Below are 19,702 nucleotides of genomic sequence, written 5' to 3' on the forward strand. Positions count from 1 at the left end.
CTCGACGGACGTACCGCACAGGAGTGAGGACTCGAGGCTCCCTGTACACGCCCCCCGCCATTGGTCCACGAGCAGCCCGTGCAAGGACCCTGCAACCTCCTCCAGCTCGTCGAGCAGTCCCAGGGCCGGGCATTGCGGTGCGACGACGAGGACGTGGCGGCGGAGAGTCGGTGCTGTCATGGGCGCGTGGCCGCCTCGATCGCCTCGACGACCGGACCCGCGACGGCGGGCTGCGCGAGGTACTTGGCGGCAGGATGCACCCAGGCACCGTCCGAGTCCACGCGTCTGGTAAAGGGCAGTACGGAGAGACTGTTGGGCCCTACGACCTTCTCCAGTCGCGGCCGTCCGACGATGAAGTCGTCCCGGTCCCAGAAGTTGAGCCATCTCTCCACCGAACCGGGCACCTGTAAGGGCTGGGGGCGCATACGCGGACGTACGGCCGTGCTCATCCCCATGGGCGAGCCGAGAGTGACCAGGAGTGGAACGCATCCCTGGTGCGCGTGCAGTGCCTCCAGCGAGACGACCGTGCCCAGGGAGTGGGCGACGACGATGGTGGGGCCGGACGGACCGAGGGTCTCTTCGACGCGGCGGCGAATCCGGGTGTCGAGGGACAGCCCTTCCTCGTCCTTCTCGCCGCGGCGCAGGTAGCGGGTCACCTGGCGCAGCTGGCCCACCATCAGTCCCGCGCTGGCCCAGCCGCCGAAAGTGCGCAGCCCGGGCAGGGACAGCAAGGTGTTGGAGGCGGTGAGTACGTGCCGGGCGACGGAGCCGGCGCCCTGTGGGTCGCCCTCAGGCATCAGCTGGGCGTGGGCGCGGCGCAGCAGTGGGACCTCGTCGTCCGTGGCGGGCTCGGCGAGCCGCACTTCGACGGCTTCCCGGAGCAATACGCCGACAAGGTCGTCCGTATCCTCCCCCTCGGACGCGCTGCCCTGTCCTTGTGCTGTGTCGAACAGGTTGCCGTAGTAGGCGAATCGCGCGTCGGCCGCCCACCCCTGGATCAGATCCAGGACTCGGCGCGCATGGCCCGCGGCACGGGCGCCTTCCGCCAACGCGCGTAGCCACGCGTCGAGTTCGGCGGCCGGATCCCGCGGTCCGCCGATGCCGTGCACGAACACCAGACGAGGCTTCATCGATCCCCCCGAAAGCCTCGGCCCGGGGCCTCCGGGCGGGTGCCCAGGTTAGCAATCACCGCGCAGGAACGGCCCCTGTCGGCGCAATTCTCTGGCGCTGCGGCCCGGCGCCCCCGAATTCAGCGCCAGTCAGGAGCGCCCGCGGCAGGCGGCAGGAGTGTTTCGATCTTGGTCTGGATCTCCCGCATGACAGAGACGATGCGGCCCTCGTGGTCCCCGGTGAGCCGGTTCACCGGCACCGAGCAGCTGATGGCGTCGGTGGCCGGGCTGTCGTAGCGCAGGGCGAGACCTCGCGGGGGTGCGCTTGACCTCGCAGGGTTCACGAACCTAGCCTCCATTCTCATACATAGACGTCATCTGCATATAGGGATGAGATTGATGACAAGGTTCAGCGCGGAGGTCGAGGGCGTGGTCCAGCGGCTGCGGGACGGCATGGCGGATGGGGTGCTGTCCTTCCCACTCACGAGCTTCCGGGAGGACGGCGCACTCGACCTGGAGTCCTACCGGGCCTACCTGACCGCCCAGTTGGCCACCGCGCCGGGAGCGGTGTTCCCCGCCTGTGGCACCGGCGAGTTCAGCGCGCTGGACGAGGACGAGTACCGCGCGGTCGTCGAGGCCACGGTCGAGATCGCAGGCGGGCGGCTGCCCGTGGTCGCCGGTATCGGCTACGGCTGGGCGCAGGCGGTGCGGTTCGCCCGGATCGCCGAGGAGGCGGGCGCGGACGCCGCGTTGGTGCTGCCCCACTATCTGGTCGAGGCCCCGCAGGACGGCCTGGTCGAACAGCTGCGCCGGGTCGCCGCCGGCACCCGGCTGCCGCTCATCGCCTACCAGCGCGGCCCCGTCGCCTTCACCCCCGAGGGCCTGCGCCGGATCGCGGAGATCTCCACGGTCGTCGGCCTCAAGGACGGGCACAGCGACCTCGACCGGCTCCAGCGCCTCACGCTCGTCGCCCCCGACGGTTTCCTCTTCTTCAACGGCGCCGCCACCGCCGAGATCCAGGCCCGCGCGTACGCCACCGTCGGCGTCCCCGCCTACTCGTCGGCCGTCCACGCCTTCGCGCCCGAGATCGCCGACGCCTTCTTCGCCGCGCTGCACAAGGGCGACGAAGCGACCGTGACCAAGCTCCTGCGCGACTTCTACGTCCCGCTGGTCGAGCTGCGCGACCGGGTGCCGGGCTACGCCGTCTCGCTGGTCAAGGCCGCCGCCCGGCTGCGCGGCCTGCCCGTCGGTCCGGTACGCGCTCCGCTCACCGACCCGGGCCCGGCCGACCTCGCCGACCTGGAGAAGGTCCTCGACGCCGGCTTGAACCTGGTCGGCGCCGTACGACGCCTCGGCTGACAAAGGCCGTACGACACCGCGCCAGGCGAGGGCCGCACAGCACCGCGCACGACGACGGCCCTACGACACCGCGCCTGACGAAAGCTGTACGCCCCCACCTCACCACCCGCGACCACCTCGCGGGTGACCCCACGCGGCCCGGACGGGACCCGGGCCGCCCCTCACGTGTGCTCCGACTGCCCGCTCCACAGTTCAAAGGGGAACGGCCGTGCCTCTCCTCGTAGTCGGGATCAGCGTTCTGATTCTGCTGCTCCTCATGACCAAGCTGAGACTGAACGGCTTCGCCGCCCTCCTCCTCGTGGCGGTCGGCGTCGGCGTCGTTCGCGGGATTCCGCTGGAGAAGATCCCGGACGTCCTCTCGGAGGGCATCGGCGGCCAGGTCGGCGACACGATGCTCACCATCGGGCTCGGTGCCATGGTCGGCCGTGTCATGGGCGACTCCGGCGCCGCGCAGCGCATAGCCGGGAAGCTCCTGGACGCCTTCGGCCCCCGCTGGGTCCAGGTGGCCATGGTGGTCACGTCCATGCTCATCGGCGTCACCATGTTCTACGAGGTCGCCTTCATCATCATCGTGCCCATCGCGTTCACCCTGGTGCGCGTCACCGGGGCGAGGCTGCTCTGGGTCGGGCTGCCGATGTCGATCGCTCTGTCCACCATGCACAGCTTCCTGCCGCCGCACCCCGGCCCCACCGCCGTGGCCTCGGCCTTCCACGCGTCCATCGGACTGACCCTGTTCTACGGCCTGTTCATCGCCGTACCGGTCGGTGCGCTCATCGCGCTCGTGTGGCCGCGCCTGCCGTTCATCAAAGCGATGAACCCGGCCATCCCCAAGGGGCTGGTCAGCGAGCGCGAGTTCACGGACCAGGAGATGCCCGGCCTGGGCTGGTCGCTGGGCGTGGCCCTCTTCCCCGTCGTCCTGATCGCCGGGGCCGCGGTGACCGATCTGGCCACCTCCGCCGAGAACCCGTTCCTGCACTTCGTCGCCTTCATCGGCTCGGCACCGATCGCCCTGCTGCTGACCCTGCTCCTGGCGATCTGGGCGTTCGGACCGCGGATCGGCCGGAGCCTCGACGACGTCAGCGCCTCGTGCACCTCGGCGGCCCAGGCGATGGCGATGATCCTCCTGGTGATCGGCGCCGGAGGCGCCTTCAAGAACATCCTCGTCGAAGGCGGGGTATCCGAATACATCAAGAACGCCACGGACAGTTGGTCCATCTCGCCGATCATCCTGGCCTGGCTCATCGCGGTCATCCTCCGCATCGCGCTCGGCTCGGCGACCGTCGCCGTCGTCACGGCCTCCGGCGTGGTGCTGCCGCTGCTGGCGGGCAGCGGGGTCCATCCCGAGATGATGGTGCTCGCCGTCTCCTGCGGCTCCATCGCCTTCTCGCACGTCAACGATCCCGGATTCTGGCTGTTCAAGGAGTACTTCAACCTCTCGGTCATCGACGCGATCAAGGTCCGCACCAGCTATACGACGGTGCTCGCGATCCTCGGCCTGGGCGGCGTCCTGGCCGTCGAGTGGGCCCTCGACATCCTCAGCCTCTGATCACCGCGCCCGCGTCACCCCTGTACACAAGGACTTCGATGAGCATGAACACGAGCATGAACAAGCAGCCGACCGTCACCGACTTCTCCGTCTTTCCCGTCGCCGGCCGGGACTGCATGGAGCTGAACCTCTCGGGCGCGCACGGTCCCTACTTCACCCGCAACATCGTCGTCCTCAAGGACTCCGAGGGCCGTACCGGTCTCGGCGAGGTCCCCGGCGGGGAGAAGATCACCCGGACACTGCGGGACGCCGAGCCCCTCGTCGTCGGCGCGAAGGTGGGCGACTACAAGCGCGTCCTGCGCGAGATCGGGGACCGCTTCGCCGACCGTGACGCCGGTGGACGCGGTGCGCAGACCTTCGACCTGCGGACCACCGTCCACGCGGTCACCTCCGTCGAGTCGGCGCTCCTTGACCTGCTGGGGCAGCACCTCGACGTGCCGGTCGCGGCGCTCCTCGGCGACGGTCAACAGCGCTCCTCCGTAAGGGTGTTGGGCTACCTCTTCTACGTCGGCGACCCCGACCGCACCGACCTCGAGTACGTCCGTGAACCCGACGCGGACGTGGACTGGTACCGCATCCGGCACGAGGAGGCCCTGTCGCCCGAGGCAATCGTCCGGCAGGCCGAGACGGCCTACGACCTCTACGGCTTCCGGGACTTCAAGCTCAAGGGCGGTGTCCTGCAGGGCGCCGAGGAAGTGAAGGCCGTCCGCGCGCTCAAGGGCCGCTTCCCCGAGGCCCGGATCACCCTCGACCCCAACGGCGCCTGGTCGCTGCGCGAGGCCATCGAGCTGTGTACACCCCTGGTCGGCACGCTCGCCTACGCGGAGGACCCCTGCGGAGCCGAGGGCGGCTACTCCGGGCGCGAGATCCTGGCCGAGTTCCGGCGCGCCACGGGACTGCCGACCGCGACCAACATGATCGCCACCGACTGGCGGCAGCTGACCCACGCCCTGGCCCTGCAGTCGGTCTCCATCCCGTTGGCCGACCCGCACTTCTGGACGATGCAGGGCTCGGTGCGCGTGGCCCAGCTCTGCAACGCGATGGGCCTGACCTGGGGCTGCCACTCGAACAACCACTTCGACATCTCGCTCGCCATGGTCACGCACTGCGGAGCGGCAGCCCCGGGCGAGTACAACGCCCTGGACACGCACTGGATCTGGCAGGAGGGCCTGGAGCGGCTCACCACTGCCCCGCCGCGCATCGTCGACGGCGAGATCGCTGTCCCCGACGCCCCCGGCCTGGGAATCCAGCTCGACATGGACCGCCTCCTCGCGGCGCACGAGCTCTACCGCGAGAAGGCGCTGGGAGCCCGGGACGACGCGCTCGGGATGCGGTACCTCATCCCGGGCTGGGAGTTCGACGCCAAGCGCCCCGGCCTGGTGCGCTAGTACTGTGACCGCACAGGTCCGCGGGGTTGGCACGGCGATCGGCTCCCCCTTGGCGCGGCGATCGGCTCCCCGGTGCTCGCGGCCTGCCGACGCACGCGGACAATGCCCGTTATGACGTCAGAGACGGATCGGCCCAGATGGTGGTTTGCGCTGCGCGGCGGTGCGGCCTTCTTCCTGGGCGGAAGCCTTGGGACCTTCGGGTACAGGATGTTCTCCAACCGGTCAGCCAATGCGCTGCCGTGGGGCTGGTTGCTGTTCGGAGCGGTCGTGACAGCGTCTCTGAGCGGACTGGTTGCCGGGCGGCGGCGTCGGGGCTGAGCCACGCGTTTGTAGGACTGTGCGGTCAGGCTGCGGTTTGGGGGGCGTCCGCCTCAGCGGACGCCCCCTCTCTCTTCGGATGCGGGCCCGTTCCTTGCGCTCGGCGGCCACGATGTCGCGATGGCGGGCGTCGGCGGTGCGCCGGCGCAGGCAGGCGTGCAGGACGTGGGACTGCACGAAGTGGCAGCGCAACGGCCCGGCCCAGCCCTGGAAAGTGCCTCGGGGCCAGGAACCGGTCGCAGGCCTCCCGAGCTACCCGCGTCGCCCGGCTTCCTCGGCCAGCCGCTCCAGCCGGTCGCGATGGTTCTCCCACCACGCCGAGTCCCCGGACGCCATGTTGTCGCCGCCCTTCCGCAGTCCCGCAACGCCGTCGATGAGTTCCCGGACGATGTCGGCGTGCCCCGCGTGCCGATCGGTCTCGGCGATCATATGGACGAGGCTCCGGTGGAGCGTCACCTCCATCCGCTCCCCCCACGCCACGCGCCCGACCGCGTCGAGCGGCAGCGAGTCGATCGTCATGTCCGAGTGGGCGCACGCCCGGCGATACAGCGCGACGATCTCCTCACTCGTCTCGTCGGCCGTCGCCCACAGGTCCGAGTTCGGCTCGGCATCGCCCGTGATCCAGAGCGGCGGCCCTCCGAACGGCCGCCCGTAGGTCGCGCCGAAGTACATCGCCTCGGCACCGGCCGCGTGCTTGACCAGCCCCAGCAGATTGGTGCCGGTCGGGGTCATGGGGCGGCGAAGGTCGTATTCGGTCAGCCCCTCCAGCTTCCACAGCAGGGCATCGCGCGCATCCTGCAGGTAGAGGTGGAGGTCCGCCTTGGGATCTGATCCGGTCATCGGGCCAGTCTGTCGCTCACGCGATCTCTGTCCACCGAGTTTGCCACCGACCCCTTGCACTGAGCCATGACACCTGAATTACTGATCCCGAACATCTCGACCGAATGATCGGTCGCCCGTAATGGTGCGGTTGGTGAGGGAGAAGTCCCTATGGCGGAATCCACAGACCCGAAGGGCCTGCTCGACGCCGGAGAGCGGCTCGACGCGGACGGACTGCGGGCGCTCCAGCTGAAGCGGCTGCGGGCGTCGCTGCGGCATGCGTACGAGAACGTGCCGTTCTACCGGGAGTCGTTCGACAAGGCGGGGGTGCGCCCGGACGACTGCCGTGCGCTCGCCGACCTGGCGCGATTCCCGTTCACGGCCAAGGCCGACCTGCGCGAGAACTACCCGTACGGAATGTTCGCCGTACCCCAGGACCGGATCCGGCGCATCCACGCGTCGAGTGGTACGACCGGCCGCCCCACGGTCGTCGGCTACACGGAGAACGACCTTTCCATGTGGGCCGACATGGTGGCCCGCTCGATTCGCGCGGCGGGCGGGCACCCGGGTGACAAGGTCCATGTGGCGTACGGCTACGGGTTGTTCACCGGCGGACTCGGCGCGCACTACGGCGCCGAACGACTCGGCTGTACGGTGATCCCCGCCTCCGGGGGCATGACGGCGCGTCAGGTTCAGCTGATCCAGGATCTGAAGCCCCAGATCATCATGGTGACCCCCTCGTACATGCTGACGCTGCTCGACGAGTTCGAGCGGCAGCGCGTCGACCCGCGCGGCACTTCCCTGCGCGTGGGGATATTCGGGGCCGAGCCGTGGACCGAGGAGATGCGGCGGGAGATCGAGGGGCGGTTCGCGATCGACGCGGTGGACATCTACGGCCTGTCCGAGGTGATCGGCCCGGGTGTCGCCCAGGAGTGCGTGGAGACGAAGGACGGGCTGCACATCTGGGAGGACCACTTCTATCCGGAGGTCGTCGACCCGATCACCGGCGAGGTCCTGCCGGACGGCGAGGAGGGCGAGCTGGTGTTCACCTCGCTCACCAAGGAGGCGATGCCCGTCATCCGATACCGGACACGGGACCTGACGCGGCTGCTGCCCGGCACGGCACGCGTCTTCCGCCGGATGGAGAAGATCGCCGGCCGCAGCGACGACATGGTGATCCTGCGGGGCGTCAATCTCTTCCCGACGCAGATCGAGGAGATCGTGCTGCGCACACCGGGAATCGCTCCGCACTTCCAACTGCGTCTGACCCGTGAGGGCCGCCTCGACGCACTCACCGTGCGGGCCGAAGCGCGGTCCGGCGCCACTCCCGAGCTCCGAGCGGCGGCCGCACAGGCCATCACGGCGGCCGTGAAGGACGGCATCGGCGTCTCGGTCACGGTCGAGATCGTCGAACCGGAGTCGCTGGAACGGTCGGTGGGGAAGATCAAACGGATCGTCGACCTCCGGCGCCAGGGCCTGGCCTAGCTCTGCATGAAGGGTGCGTCCACTCGGGACCCCCTTGGGGGTCGGTCCCGAAGTGGTGTCCAGCGACTTGCCGGTCCGCCCAGCGCGGCCAGAAGTCCGCTACCCCTGGAACCGGTCCCGCAGCTCCCGCTTCAGGATCTTCCCGCTCGCGTTGCGCGGCAGTTCGTCCACGAACAGGACCCGCTTGGGCGCCTTGAAGTGGGCGAGCTTCTCGCGGGCGTGGGCGATGAGTTCGTCCTCGGTGACCTCGCCGCGGGGGACGACGACGGCGGTGACGGCCTCGATCCAGCGCTCGTCGGGGAGGCCGATCACGGCCGCTTCGGCGACCTGGTCGTGTGTGTAGAGGGCGTCCTCGACCTGGCGTGAAGCGACCAGTACGCCACCGGAGTTGATGACGTCCTTCACCCGGTCGACGACGGTGAAGTACCCGTCGGCGTCCCGCACGGCGAGGTCCCCGGAGTGGAACCAGCCGTCGCGGAAGGCCTCGGCCGTCTCCTCGGGCTTGTCCCAGTAGCCCTCGCACAATTGCGGTGAGCGGTAGACGACTTCACCGGGTGTGCCGTCCGGCACGTCCTTGCCGTTCTCGTCGACCACTCGAGCGTCCACGAAGAGGACCGGGCGGCCGCAGGAGTCCATCCGCCCCTTGTGCTCGTCGGGTCCGAGGACCGTGGCCAGGGGGCCGATCTCGCTCTGGCCGAAGCAGTTGTAGAAGGCCAGCTTCGGCAGTCTTTCGCGGAGCCGCTCCAGGACGGGCACCGGCATGATCGACGCGCCGTAGTACGCCTTGCGCAGCCCGCTCAGGTCGCGGGTCGCGAAGTCGGGACGGTTCGACAGGCCGATCCACACGGTGGGCGGGGCGAAGAGGCTGTCGGCGCGGTCGGCCTCGATCAGGTCGAAGAGCTGGTCGGCGTCGGGCGAGTCGAGGATGACGTTCGACGCGCCGACCGCGAGATACGGGAGCAGGAACACGTGCATCTGTGCCGAGTGGTAGAGCGGCAGCGAGTGCACGGGCCGGTCTCCCGCGCTCAGGTCGAGGGCGGTGATCGCGCTCAGGTACTCGTGCACCAGGGCGCGGTGCGTCATCATCGCGCCCTTGGGCAGGGCGGTCGTGCCCGACGTGTAGAGCAACTGCACCAGCGTGTCGCCGCGCGGCTCGGCGCCGTCGTACGGAGGGGCCGTGTCCAACCGGGCGAGCAGCGAGTCGTCGGCGTCGCGCAGCGGCAACGTATGTACGTCGTCCGGGAGTTGACCGGCCAGGTCGGGGTCGGTCAGAACCAACGCGCTCCCGGACTGGTCGACGATGTACGCGAGGTCGTCGCCGGTCAGGTTCTGGTTGACGGGCACGTGCACCAGTCCCGCGCGGGCGCAGGCGAGGAAGCCGATCAGGTAGGCGTCCGAGTTGTGGCCGTAGGCGCCGACCCGGTCGCCGGGGGCGAGCCCCTGGTCCAGGAGCACGCTCGCGGCACGGGAGACAGCCTCGTCGAGTTCCGCGTAGGTCCACGAGCTCTCGCGGTAGTCGACCGCGACGCGCGCCGGGGTGCGCCGGGCGCTGCGCCGCAGCACCCCGTCAACCGTGCTGCCGTGTCCAGGCGTCATGACACATGATCCTCGGTCCGCGGCGCGGGGAGGTCAAGCAGGACGCAGCAACGAGGTCACGGAGGACGCCGGGACGGGGTGGGGACGACATCGAGGAAGACACCGGGACGACATGGAGACGACGTCAAGGAGGACGCCGGGACGACCTCGAGCTGAACACGAAAGGTCGGAACCGACGCAGGAAGATCGTGACGGCAACCCCGCCACCGTACATACCCGTTGGTACGCTCAACCACCCCTTCCCCCAATGACGTTGGGAGGCACGATGCGCACCCGCCCGAGACGATTCGTCGTCACGGCCGTGGTCCTGCCTCACCGCCACGGCTTCGCTGCCCGCCGCCGCGGCCCAGCAACAAGGCCATCAGGAACATCCTTCGCACGGCGGCCTGTCGGCCGTGATCCGCTACACCGAGTACGGCATTCCGCACATCGTCGCGAAGGACTACGCGAACCTCGGCTTCGGCACCGGCTGGGCGCAGGCCGCCGACCAGGCGTGCACCCTCTCCGACGGTTTCGTGACCGTGCGCGGCGAGCGGTCCCGCTTCTTCAGGCCCGACGCGGCACCCGACGGCTCGTTGTCCTCGGCGGCCGAGAACCTCTCCAGCGACCTGTACTTCGCAGGGCGGCCGCCGCTTCTGGCAGATGCAGCTGACCATCCCCGGTGAGCTGAACGTGGCGGGCGGTGCGCTGCTCGGCTCGGCGACGATATCCATCGGGCACAGCGCGCACGTGGCGTGGAGCCACACCGTCGCGACGGGCGTCACGCTCAACCTCCATCAGCTGACGCTCGATCCGGCCGATCCGACGTCGTATGTGGTGGACGGCCAGCCGGAGCGGATGACCAAGCGGACCGTCACCGTCGACCTCCACGACGCGAGCCTCGCCGAACGGATAGCGGGCGACCAGTCCAGCCGTGAACGTGATCACGCGCTCGCGCCCCTCGATCGGGCGCAGCGCCGCCCTGTCCTTGCCGCCACCGTCGTTGCAGGCGACCACGTTCTCGCTCTGGAGGTCGGTCAGGCCGGCGAGGTCGCCGCCCTGCGCGGCGTCCGGAAAGCGGGTCAGCAGTGTGGCGTGTTCTGTGTCGGAGAGGGGGAACTTGTCGCGCCCGGAGGCTCCCGGGGGCGTTTCGGCATCAGGACGGGCGAGTGCGTCTCAATGTGACAGGGCATGAATGACCTGCGCCACAGAAGTGGGCCGGTGTCACACCACCCGTGTGCGGCCCTCCCAGTACGGATCCCGCAGCCGCCGCTTGTACAGCTTCCCGTTCGGATCGCGCGGCATGGCCTCGATGAAGTCGACGCTCCTGGGGCGCTTGTACCCGGCGAGCCGTCGCTCGCAGTGGTCCAGGATGGCGGCGGCGAGGGCCGGGCCCGGTTCATGGCCGGGGGCGGGCTCGACGACGGCCTTGACCTCCTCGCCCCAGTCGTCGTGCGGGATACCGAAGGCGGCGGCGTCGGCGACGGCGGGGTGGGTGAGCAGCGCGGCCTCGATCTCGGCCGGGTAGATGTTGACCCCGCCCGAGATGATCATGTCGATCTTGCGGTCACGGAGGAAGAGATAGCCGTCCTCGTCGAGGTGGCCGAGGTCTCCGACGGTGAAGAAGTCGCCGATGCGGTTCTTCTTCGTCTTGGCCTCGTCCTTGTGGTACGAGAATCCGCCGGTGCTCATCTTCATGTAGACGGTGCCGAGTTCACCCGGCGGCAGCCGGTTGCCGTCGTCGTCGAAGACGGCGAGTTCGCTGATGGGCCACGCCTTGCCGACCGTGCCCGGCTTCTTCAGCCAGTCCCCGGCGGTCGCGAAGGCGCCGCCGCCCTCGCTTGCCGCGTAGTACTCCTCCACGCTGTGGCCCCACCACTCGATCATGGCTCGTTTCACATGGTCCGGGCACGGGGCGGCGCCGTGGATGGCATGCCGCATGGACGACACGTCGTAGCGTGCCTTCACCTCGTCGGGAAGAGCCAGCAGACGGTGGAACTGGGTTGGGACCATATGGGTGTGCGTGCACTTGTGGGCGTCGATGACACGAAGCATCTCCTCGGGCGTCCACTTGTCCATCAGCACCAGACGATGGCCGATGTGCAGGGACGCGCCCGCGAATTGCAGCACGGCGGTGTGGTAGAGCGGCGAGCAGACCAGGTGCACATTGTCGTCGTAGGGCTTGATGCCGAAGATGCCCAGGAAGCCGCCGAGGTACGACTCCTCGGGGAGTTTGCCGGGCAGCGGGCGCCGGATGCCGCGGGGGCGTCCCGTGGTGCCCGAGGTGTAGTTCATGACCCAGCCGAGGGTCCGGTCGGCGGGCGCGGACTCGGGCTGCCCGTCGAGGAGTTCGGCGTACCGCTGGAAGCCCTCGACCGATCCGACCGCGTAGCGATGCGTGGCCGGGAGCTTCGCCTCGTCGGCGGCGTGCCGGGCGGCGTCCGCGAACCGCTCGTGGGCGATGAGGACCTTCGCACCCGAGTCGGAGACGATCCAGGCGATTTCGGGGCCGACGAGGTGGTGGTTGACGGGGACGAGGTAGAGGCCCGCCTGCGAGGCGGCGAGGTAGGCGACGAGGAACTCGACGCCATTGGGCAGGACGACGGCGAAGGCGTCGCCTCGTTCAAGGCCCGCGGCGCGCAGCCCGTGGACGAGCTGGTTGGCCGCGGAGTGCAGCCGCCCCGCAGTCCACTCCTCTCCTCCGGGTGTGATGAGAGCGACGCGCCCGGGCTCGGCGGCGGCCTGGGCCCAAAAACCGTTCGGCGGTGTGCTCACGACTGGGCGCTCCTTCCCGCGATGCGGATGATGCGATCGACGGCCCGCTCGAAGCCCCGCGTCAGATCGTCGAAGACGGACTGGACACTGCGTTCGCTGTTCATCCGGCCGACGATCTGTCCGACGGGAGTACCGAGCAGTGGCTCCGCCTCGTACTTCTGGATGCGCGAGAGCGCCTCGGCCACGAGCAGGCCCTGGAGCGGCATGGGGAGCGTGCCGGGTCCGTTCGGGTCGTCCCACGCGTCGGTCCACTCGGTGCGCAGTTGGCGCGCGGGCTTGCCGGTCAGGGCGCGGGAGCGGACGGTATCGCCGGACCCCGCGGCGAGCAGCTTCCGGGTCACGGCACGTGAGTGCATCTCGGCCTCGGTGACGGTCAGCCATAGGGAGCCCAGCCACACACCTTGGGCGCCGAGACTGAGCGCGGCGGCCACCTGCTGTCCGCTGCCGATGCCTCCTGCCGCCAGTACGGGCAACGGGTCGACGGCGTCCACGACTTCGGGGGTGAGCACCATCGAGGCGATCTCCCCGGTGTGCCCGCCCGCCTCGTAGCCCTGGGCGACGACGATGTCGATGCCGGCCTCGGCATGCTTGCGCGCATGCCGGGCACTGCCCGCGAGCGCGGCGACCAGTACGCGGTTGTCGTGGGCGCGCTCCACCACGTCGACGGGCGGTGAGCCCAGCGCGTTGGCGAGCAGTTTGATCGGATAGTCGAAGGCCACGTCGAGCTGCGTCCGGGCGACCTGCTCCATCCATCCCGTGATCCGCCATCCGGACGCCTCTCCCTCGGCGAGTTCGGGCACGCCGTATTTCGCGAGGGTGTCCTTGACGTACTGCCGGTGTCCCTCCGGGATCATCGCCTCGACATCGGCTTCCGTGACGCCTTCGACCTTCTTGGCGGGCATCACGACGTCCAGCCCGTAGGGCCTGCCGTCGACGTTCGCCTCGATCCAGTCGAGGTCGCGCTTGAGGTCGTCGGGTGCGGTGTAGCGGACCGCGCCGAGGACACCGAATCCGCCCGCGCGGCTGATGGCCGCGGCGACAGCGGGAAACGGCGTGAAGCCGAAGATGGCGTGCTCGACTCCCAGTTTCTTGCTCAGCTCCGTCTGCATGGCCGCAGGATGCCGCAGTCCTCCGGACGAGGGAAGGGATTTTCTGATGCTCCGTCAGATTGCTTCAAGCCACCGAGAGAGTCTTGACACACCCGCACCTGACAGGAAAGTTTCACTCCGCAAGGCGAACCGGGAAAGATACTTTCAGGCGGCGCGGCGGGAGGCTCCTCGATGACCGAAGGTGCGAAGGACAGAGCGGACGGCGGGCTGACCCGTCGTCAATGGGGCCGAAGGGTACTGGCCGTGGGCGGAGCCCTGGCCATCGCGCCTTTCCCGGCAGGCCCGGCGGCGGCGTCGGACGCGGCCGGCCGCCCGACGCTGCGCCACGGTACGCCCGAGCGAGCGGGCCTGCTGCCGGAGCACCTGCGCCAACTGGTCGCCGACGCCGAGGCGTTCCTCGGTCCCTCCCCCAAGCACCCCTGGTACGCGGGCGCCGTGCTCCTCGCCGGACGCGGCGGTACCGTGGCCCTTCATCAGCCGATCGGCATGGCGGTGCGCTACTCGGCGTACGACGAGAAGACGGACACCGGCATCGAGTTCCCGGCCGACCAGCAGATCGCGGCCGCCGAGGACACCGTCTACGATCTCGCCTCCGTCTCGAAGCTGTTCACCTCGATCCTCGCCGTGCAGCAGATGGAGCGCGGCGCCCTGGAGCTGGAGGCCTCGGTCGCCTCGTATCTCCCGGAGTTCGCCGGCGGCGGCAAACAGGACATCACGATCCGTCAACTCCTCACCCACACCTCGGGGTTCCGCGCCTGGATCCCGCTCTACACCGCGCCGACCCGGGAGGGAAAGCTCCAGCTCATCTGGGACGAGGCACCGCTCAACCCGCCGGGCACCAAGTACCTCTACTCGGACCTGAATCTGATCTCGCTCCAGCTGGTCCTGGAGAAGATCACCGGCCGCAGCCTCGACACACTCCTCCACGACGAGATCACCGCGCCGCTCGGCATGCACCGCACCCGCTACAACCCGCCCGCCTCCTGGAAGCCGAAGATCGCCGCCACCGAGGACGCCCGGCTGCCCTGGTCGGGGCTGAACCGCGGACTCGTGTGGGGCGAGGTGCACGACGAGAACGCGTACTCCCTGGGCGGGGTGGCGGGCCACGCGGGCGTCTTCTCCTGCGCGTGGGACCTCGCGGTCCTCGGCCGTACGCTGCTGAACGGCGGCGCGTACGGCAAGGCGCGCATCCTGAAGCCGGAGACGGTGGACCTGATGTTCACCGACTTCAACACCGCCTTCCCCGGCGACGAGCACGGCCTCGGCTTCGAGCTCTACCAGCACTGGTACATGGGCGCGATGGCCACGCCGCGCACCGCGGGCCACACCGGCTTCACCGGCACCTCGCTCGTCCTCGACCCGACGACCGACTCATTCCTGATCGTCCTCGGCAACTCCGTCCATCCGGTGCGCGGTTGGCGATCCGGCTCCGCTCCCCGGGTCGCCGCCGCGAACAACCTGGCGCGGGCCGTACCGGTGCGCCCCGCGCGCGGCCGTACGTCCTGGTTCTCCTCAATGGCGAGCACGGCGACGGCGACACTGACGCTGCCCGCGCTCGACACCACGGCGGGCCCCGCGCGCATGCACTGCGCTCTGTGGTGGGACACCGAACCCCAGTCGGACCTCCTCTTCCTGGAGGCCTCGACCGATGACGGGACGACCTGGCAACCGGTCCCCTTCACGGCGGTGCTGCCGGGCGAGGACCGGGAGGAACACCCGGCCGGTACGGCCACCGGCTGGTCGGGGCGGCAATGGCACCGGCTCACCGCGGATCTGCCCCGGGCGCCGCGGCTCGCGCTGCGCTGGCGGTACACGACCGATCGGCTGTACGTCGGCAGGGGCGTGTACGTCGACGGGCTGCGGGTCGAGGCCGGGGACCGGGTCGCCTTCGACGAGGCACGGCCCGCCGACGCGGCGCGCATCGAGTCGGTGGGCTGGGCGGCGTCCCGGGACTGAAGGCTCCAAGGGGGGTCGCCGCCGCCCGGCCCTCCCGCGAGGGCGAGTTCGCGGACGTGCGTCTGCGTCCTCCGACCGATTCCAGGGTCGTCGGCGGCGACGTCGCCCTCCTCACCTTCGAGCGGCCGCACCGCGAGGTCGAGGGCCGCTAGTTTCCAGGAACTTCCGGCGTAGGACACTAGGCCTTGTCCTCCAGTACGGCCATCGCCGCGTTGTGCCCGGGCACCCCGCTCACCCCGCCGCCCCGTACCGCGCCCGCCCCGCACAGCAGCACGTTCGCGTGCCGGGTCTCGACGCCCCAGCGGCCCGTCCCCTCCTGCGCGTACGGGAAGGCGAGGTCGCGGTGGAAGATGTTGCCGCCGGGCAACCGCAGGTCGCGCTCCAGGTCGAGCGGGGTCTTTGCCTCGATGCACGGGCGGCCGTCCGCATCGGTCGCGAGGCAGTCGACGAGCGGTTCGGCCAGATGTGCGTCCAGCTGCGCCAGGGTCGACTTCAGCAGCTCTTCCCGTACGGCGTCATTGTCGCTCTCGAACAGCCGGGCAGGTGTGTGCAGGCCGAAGAGGGTGAGGGTCTGGTAGCCCTGCTCGACCAGGTCCTGGCCCAGGATGCTCGGGTCGGTGAGCGAGTGGCAGTAGATCTCGGAGGGCGGCGCGGTGGGCAGCTCCCCGGACGCGGCCTCGGCGTGGGCTCGCGCCAACTGTTCGTAGCCCTCGGCGATGTGGAAGGTCCCGGAGAACGCCTCGCGCGGGTCGACGGAGGCGTCGCGCAGCCTCGGCAGTCGCTTGAGCAGCATGTTCACCTTGAGCTGCGCACCCTCGGCGGGGGTGGGCGGCTCGTCGCCGGTGAGGTGCGCGAGTTCCTGCGGCGAGGCGTTGACGAGGACGTGCCGGGCCGCGACGACGCCCTCCCCGTCCGCGGTCCGGTAGGTGACCTCGGCGGCCTCGCCGTCCGTCTCGATCCGCAGCACCTCGTGGCCGGTGGCGATGACGGCGCCCGCGCTGCGCGCCGCCGCGGCGATCGCGTCGGTGAGGGCGCCCATGCCGCCGACCGGCACGTCCCAGGCGCCGGTGCCGCCACCGATCACGTGGTAGAGGAAGCAGCGATTCTGCCGCAGCGAGGAGTCGTGGGCGTCGGCGAAGGTCCCGATGAGGGCGTCCGTCAGGACGACACCGCGTACGAGATCGTCGGCGAAGTACTCCTCGACGGCGGTGCCGACCGGCTCCTCGAAGAGCATCCGCCAGGCCTCCTCGTCATCGACGCGGCCGCGCAGCTCGTCGCGCGTCGGGAGCGGCTCGATGAGCGTCGGGAACACCCGCTGGGCGACACGGCCGGTCATCCCGTAGAAGCGCTGCCAGGCTTCGTACTCGCGATCCGAGCCGGTCAGCCGGGAGAACGCCTCACGGGTGCGCCGCTCGCCGCCGCCGACGAGCAGTCCGGTGGGCCGGCCGTCGCGCTCGACGGGCGTGTACGACGAGACGGTGCGCCCACGGACCCGGAAGTCGAGGCTCAGATCCCGGACGATCTTCCGGGGCAGCAGGCTCACCAGGTACGAGTAGCGCGACAGGCGCGCGTTGACCCCGGCGAACGGCCGGGTGGACACTGCAGCGCCCCCGGTGGTCCCCAGTCGCTCCAACACCAGTACGGACCGGCCGGCCCGGGCCAGGTAGGCGGCGGCGACCAGTCCGTTGTGGCCCCCGCCGACGATCACGGCGTCGTATCCCTCGTGTGCAGGCATGGTTCTTCGTAGCACGTGATGATCTACGTCGGCCAGGGGTGCGCGGCAGGCGGCGGGCGGCCGTACGGGGCGCGGCCGCGCCTACCGGCCGGGGCCGGCGAATTCCAGCCCGTCCGGCGTTTGCGGACGAGGCCGTGCGGGCCGACGGGGGCCTGGGGGCGAAGCCTCCAGATGCGGGACGGGTAGGGGAGAAGCGGGCGAAACCCCATCCCCCGCTCAATGTCCCCCGGCCGCCCGCTGCTGCCGTAACGCCGCCACCCGCCGATACAGCTCGACGGCCTCCTGACCACGACCCAACTGCTCCAGGCAGTGGGCCTCGTCGTTCCGGCTGGCGAGGGCGTCCGGATGATCGGCGCCGAGGACCCGCTCGCGGGCGGTGGCGACGCGGCGGTACTCGATGAGCGCGTCGGCCCAGCGGCCGAGCCAGCCGAGGCCGACGGCGACCTCACGGCGGCTGACGAGGGTGTCCGGGTGGTCGGCGCCGAGGACCCGCTCACGGATGGCACAGACGTCGCGGGACTCGGCGAGGGCCTCTTCCCAGCGGCCCATGCGGCCGAGGTTCACCCCGAGGCCGTGCCGGGCGCGCAGCGTTTCGGGGTGCGCGGGGCCGTGCACCCGGGTGCGGTCGTCGATCAGGTCGCGGTACAGCTCCAGCGCCTGCGCGCTGCGGCCGAGCCGGCCGAGGCTGATGCCGACCTCGTAGCGGGCGGCGAGCGTGTCCGGGTGGTCCGGGCCCAGCGCCTGCGCACGGGCCTCGGCAACCTCCTGATAGGTGTGCAGGGCCTCGGGCCAACGGCCCAACTGGCCCAGCGCGTAGGCGACTTCGTACCGGGTGACGAGCGTGTCGGGGTGGGCCGGGCCGAGCACCCGGGCGCGGGCGGCGGCGACCTCGCTCGCCATCCGGTACGAGTCCTCCAGACGCCCGAGCCTGCTCAGGTTGAAAGCGAGGTTGTGGCGGCAGCGCAGGGTGTCGGGATGGTCGGGTCCCATCGCGCGCTCCCGGGCACCGAGCACGGACGTATAGGTCTGGTGCGCCTCGAAGTGACGGCCCAACTGGCCCAGTACGTACGCCATTTCCTGGCGGGCGGCCAGCGTGTCGGGATGGTCGGCCCCGAGCACCCGCTCCCTGCCCCGGGCGACATGGGCGTACTCGCGCAGCGCCTCGGCGGGGCGTCCGGTGCGGCTGAGCGTGAAGCCGACCTCGTAGCGGCTGGCGAGGGTGTCGGGGTGGTCGGGCCCGAGGGCGTGTTCCCGTTCGGCGGCGACCGCGCGGTGCACCTCGCCCGCCTCGGTCCAGCGGCCGAGCCGCCCGAGGCTCAGACCGGCGTTGTGCCGCCCCGCCAAGGTGGTGATCAGCTCCGGTGAGGGGGTGGGCCGTTCGATGCGCTCGGACTCGCTTGCGAGGGCCGTGGAAGGGCGGGCGATCCACTCTCCGGTGAGGCCCGCGGCCGCGTCCGGCGGCGTGGTGCGCAGGCCGGCGCCGGTCGCCTTGTGGCCGGTTGTCATGCCCCGGGTCCAGGACGGAAGCCGGGGTTCGCGGGACGGCGGCTGTTCGGAACGGGACTGTGCCGAGGGCGCCAAGGGACCCTGCTCCGCGGCGGGGCGCCGCGGGGCCGGGGTCACGACGGTCGGCACGTACGCCGGGGTGGTGCGGCCCGCGCTGATACGGCGGCCGAGTTCACGTGCGTCCTGCGGGCGCTGTTCGGGCCGTTTGGCGAGCAGGTCCAGGATGATCTTCTCGACGTACTCGGGGAGTTCGGCCCGGTGGCTGCGGGGCGGTGCGGGCGGCGTGTCGCGGTGGCCGACGAGGACGGCCCAGGCGTCATCGAGGTCGAACGGCGGCGCCCCGGTGGCGATTTCGTAGAGCACACATCCGAAGGAGTACAGGTCGCTGCGCTGGTCGACATGGGCGCCGCTGATCTGCTCCGGCGACATGTAGTGCGGGGTGCCCATCGCGATGCCGGTGCCGGTCAGCCGTGCCGTGAAGCCGATGTCGTGGCCGAGCCGGGCGATCCCGAAGTCGCAGATCTTCACCGTGCCGTCGGCGAGTCGCATGATGTTCGCGGGCTTCAGGTCCCGGTGCACAATGCCCTGTTGATGGGTGTACGCGAGCGCGGCGGCGACCTGGTCGCCGATCTCGACGACGTCGGCGACCGGCAACGGATGCTGTTTGTTGTCCTCCAGGAGCTGGCTCAGATTCCGGCCTTCCAGCAGTTCCATCACCAGATACAGCACGCCGTCGGCCTCGCCGAAGTCGTGGACGACGGTCACCCCGCGATGCTGGAGGGCGGCGGCCACCCGGGCCTCGCGCCGAAACCTCTCCCGCAGAACACGTGTGAAGGACTGATCGTGGTGCGGGCCGAGCGGCTTGAGGCACTTGACCGCCACCTGCCGGCCCAGCGACTCGTCGCGCGCCCGCCACACCTCGCCCATGCCGCCACGCCCGATCAGATCGAGCAGTCGGTACCGGCTCTGGATCAGCCTGGTCTCCGCCATCTCGTGCGATCGCCCCCGTCGCTGCTCAGCCC

12 protein-coding genes and 2 pseudogenes are annotated in these 19,702 nt (G+C 70.3%); 6 read left to right on the forward strand and 8 right to left on the reverse strand.

What is annotated here, in order from left to right; all coding sequences use genetic code 11:
* Window positions 1–176 precede the first annotated feature (176 nt).
* Together OG390_RS05125 and OG390_RS05130 are read right to left on the reverse strand one after the other, a co-directional pair.
* The gene (locus OG390_RS05125) at window positions 177–1,130 is read right to left on the reverse strand and encodes an alpha/beta hydrolase (RefSeq protein ID WP_406165316.1); all 954 of its coding nucleotides are present in this window, start codon (window positions 1,128–1,130) and stop codon (window positions 177–179) included.
* Between the two features lie 119 nt (window positions 1,131–1,249).
* Window positions 1,250–1,420: pseudogene (locus tag OG390_RS05130) on the reverse strand (IclR family transcriptional regulator); the annotation flags it as partial.
* Between the two features lie 88 nt (window positions 1,421–1,508).
* Here OG390_RS05130 and OG390_RS05135 point away from each other — a divergent pair.
* The 3 genes from OG390_RS05135 to OG390_RS05145 all read left to right on the forward strand — a co-directional run bounded on the left by OG390_RS05135 (window position 1,509) and on the right by OG390_RS05145 (window position 5,402).
* Window positions 1,509–2,468, forward strand: coding sequence for a 5-dehydro-4-deoxyglucarate dehydratase (locus OG390_RS05135; protein WP_406165318.1), 960 nt, complete (start codon window positions 1,509–1,511; stop codon window positions 2,466–2,468).
* A gap of 208 nt (window positions 2,469–2,676) precedes the next feature.
* The gene (locus OG390_RS05140; protein WP_406165320.1) at window positions 2,677–4,014 is read left to right on the forward strand and encodes a gluconate:H+ symporter; all 1,338 of its coding nucleotides are present in this window, start codon (window positions 2,677–2,679) and stop codon (window positions 4,012–4,014) included.
* A 38-nt stretch (window positions 4,015–4,052) separates the two neighbouring features.
* Window positions 4,053–5,402 (forward strand): enolase C-terminal domain-like protein, encoded by a 1,350-nt coding sequence (locus tag OG390_RS05145; RefSeq protein ID WP_406165322.1) that lies wholly within the window; start codon window positions 4,053–4,055, stop codon window positions 5,400–5,402.
* A 570-nt stretch (window positions 5,403–5,972) separates the two neighbouring features.
* On the opposite strand, the gene OG390_RS05150 is transcribed toward OG390_RS05145, so the two are convergent.
* Window positions 5,973–6,560: a DinB family protein gene (locus tag OG390_RS05150; protein ID WP_406165323.1), complete on the reverse strand. Its 588-nt coding sequence runs from the start codon at window positions 6,558–6,560 to the stop codon at window positions 5,973–5,975.
* Between the two features lie 150 nt (window positions 6,561–6,710).
* On the opposite strand from OG390_RS05150, the gene paaK reads away from it, so the two are divergent.
* Window positions 6,711–8,024 carry a phenylacetate--CoA ligase PaaK gene (paaK, locus tag OG390_RS05155; RefSeq protein ID WP_406165325.1) on the forward strand — a complete coding sequence of 438 codons (1,314 nt, stop codon included), beginning with the start codon at window positions 6,711–6,713 and terminating at the stop codon, window positions 8,022–8,024.
* A 99-nt stretch (window positions 8,025–8,123) separates the two neighbouring features.
* On the opposite strand, the gene OG390_RS05160 is transcribed toward paaK, so the two are convergent.
* Window positions 8,124–9,620 carry an acyl-CoA synthetase gene (locus OG390_RS05160; RefSeq protein ID WP_406165327.1) on the reverse strand — a complete coding sequence of 499 codons (1,497 nt, stop codon included), beginning with the start codon at window positions 9,618–9,620 and terminating at the stop codon, window positions 8,124–8,126.
* Between the two features lie 265 nt (window positions 9,621–9,885).
* Between OG390_RS05160 and OG390_RS05165 the strand changes: the two are divergent.
* Window positions 9,886–10,499, forward strand: a pseudogene (locus tag OG390_RS05165) (penicillin acylase family protein); the annotation flags it as partial.
* A gap of 324 nt (window positions 10,500–10,823) precedes the next feature.
* On the opposite strand, the gene OG390_RS05170 reads toward OG390_RS05165, so the two are convergent.
* Window positions 10,824–12,374 carry an acyl-CoA synthetase gene (locus OG390_RS05170; protein ID WP_406165329.1) on the reverse strand — a complete coding sequence of 517 codons (1,551 nt, stop codon included), beginning with the start codon at window positions 12,372–12,374 and terminating at the stop codon, window positions 10,824–10,826.
* Window positions 12,371–13,483: an NAD(P)H-dependent flavin oxidoreductase gene (locus OG390_RS05175; RefSeq protein WP_406165331.1), complete on the reverse strand. Its 1,113-nt coding sequence runs from the start codon at window positions 13,481–13,483 to the stop codon at window positions 12,371–12,373. The genes OG390_RS05170 and OG390_RS05175 overlap by 4 nt, the downstream gene beginning before the upstream one ends.
* Before the next feature lie 171 nt (window positions 13,484–13,654).
* Here OG390_RS05175 and OG390_RS05180 point away from each other — a divergent pair, with 171 nt between their 5' ends.
* Entirely contained in the window at window positions 13,655–15,439 is a 1,785-nt protein-coding gene (locus tag OG390_RS05180; RefSeq protein ID WP_406165333.1) for a serine hydrolase, read from the forward strand.
* A gap of 178 nt (window positions 15,440–15,617) precedes the next feature.
* Here OG390_RS05180 and OG390_RS05185 read toward each other — a convergent pair whose 3' ends face one another.
* Together OG390_RS05185 and OG390_RS05190 are read right to left on the reverse strand one after the other, a co-directional pair.
* Window positions 15,618–17,174, reverse strand: a complete 1,557-nt coding sequence (locus tag OG390_RS05185) for a phytoene desaturase family protein (RefSeq protein ID WP_406165335.1) — start codon at window positions 17,172–17,174, stop codon at window positions 15,618–15,620.
* A gap of 216 nt (window positions 17,175–17,390) precedes the next feature.
* Window positions 17,391–19,670, reverse strand: a complete 2,280-nt coding sequence (locus OG390_RS05190) for a tetratricopeptide repeat protein (RefSeq protein ID WP_406165336.1) — start codon at window positions 19,668–19,670, stop codon at window positions 17,391–17,393.
* Between the last annotated feature and the right edge of the window lie 32 nt (window positions 19,671–19,702).

It is taken from the genome of Streptomyces sp. NBC_00996, assembly GCF_045162675.1.
In the GTDB taxonomy this organism is placed as follows: Bacteria; Actinomycetota; Actinomycetes; order Streptomycetales; family Streptomycetaceae; genus Streptomyces.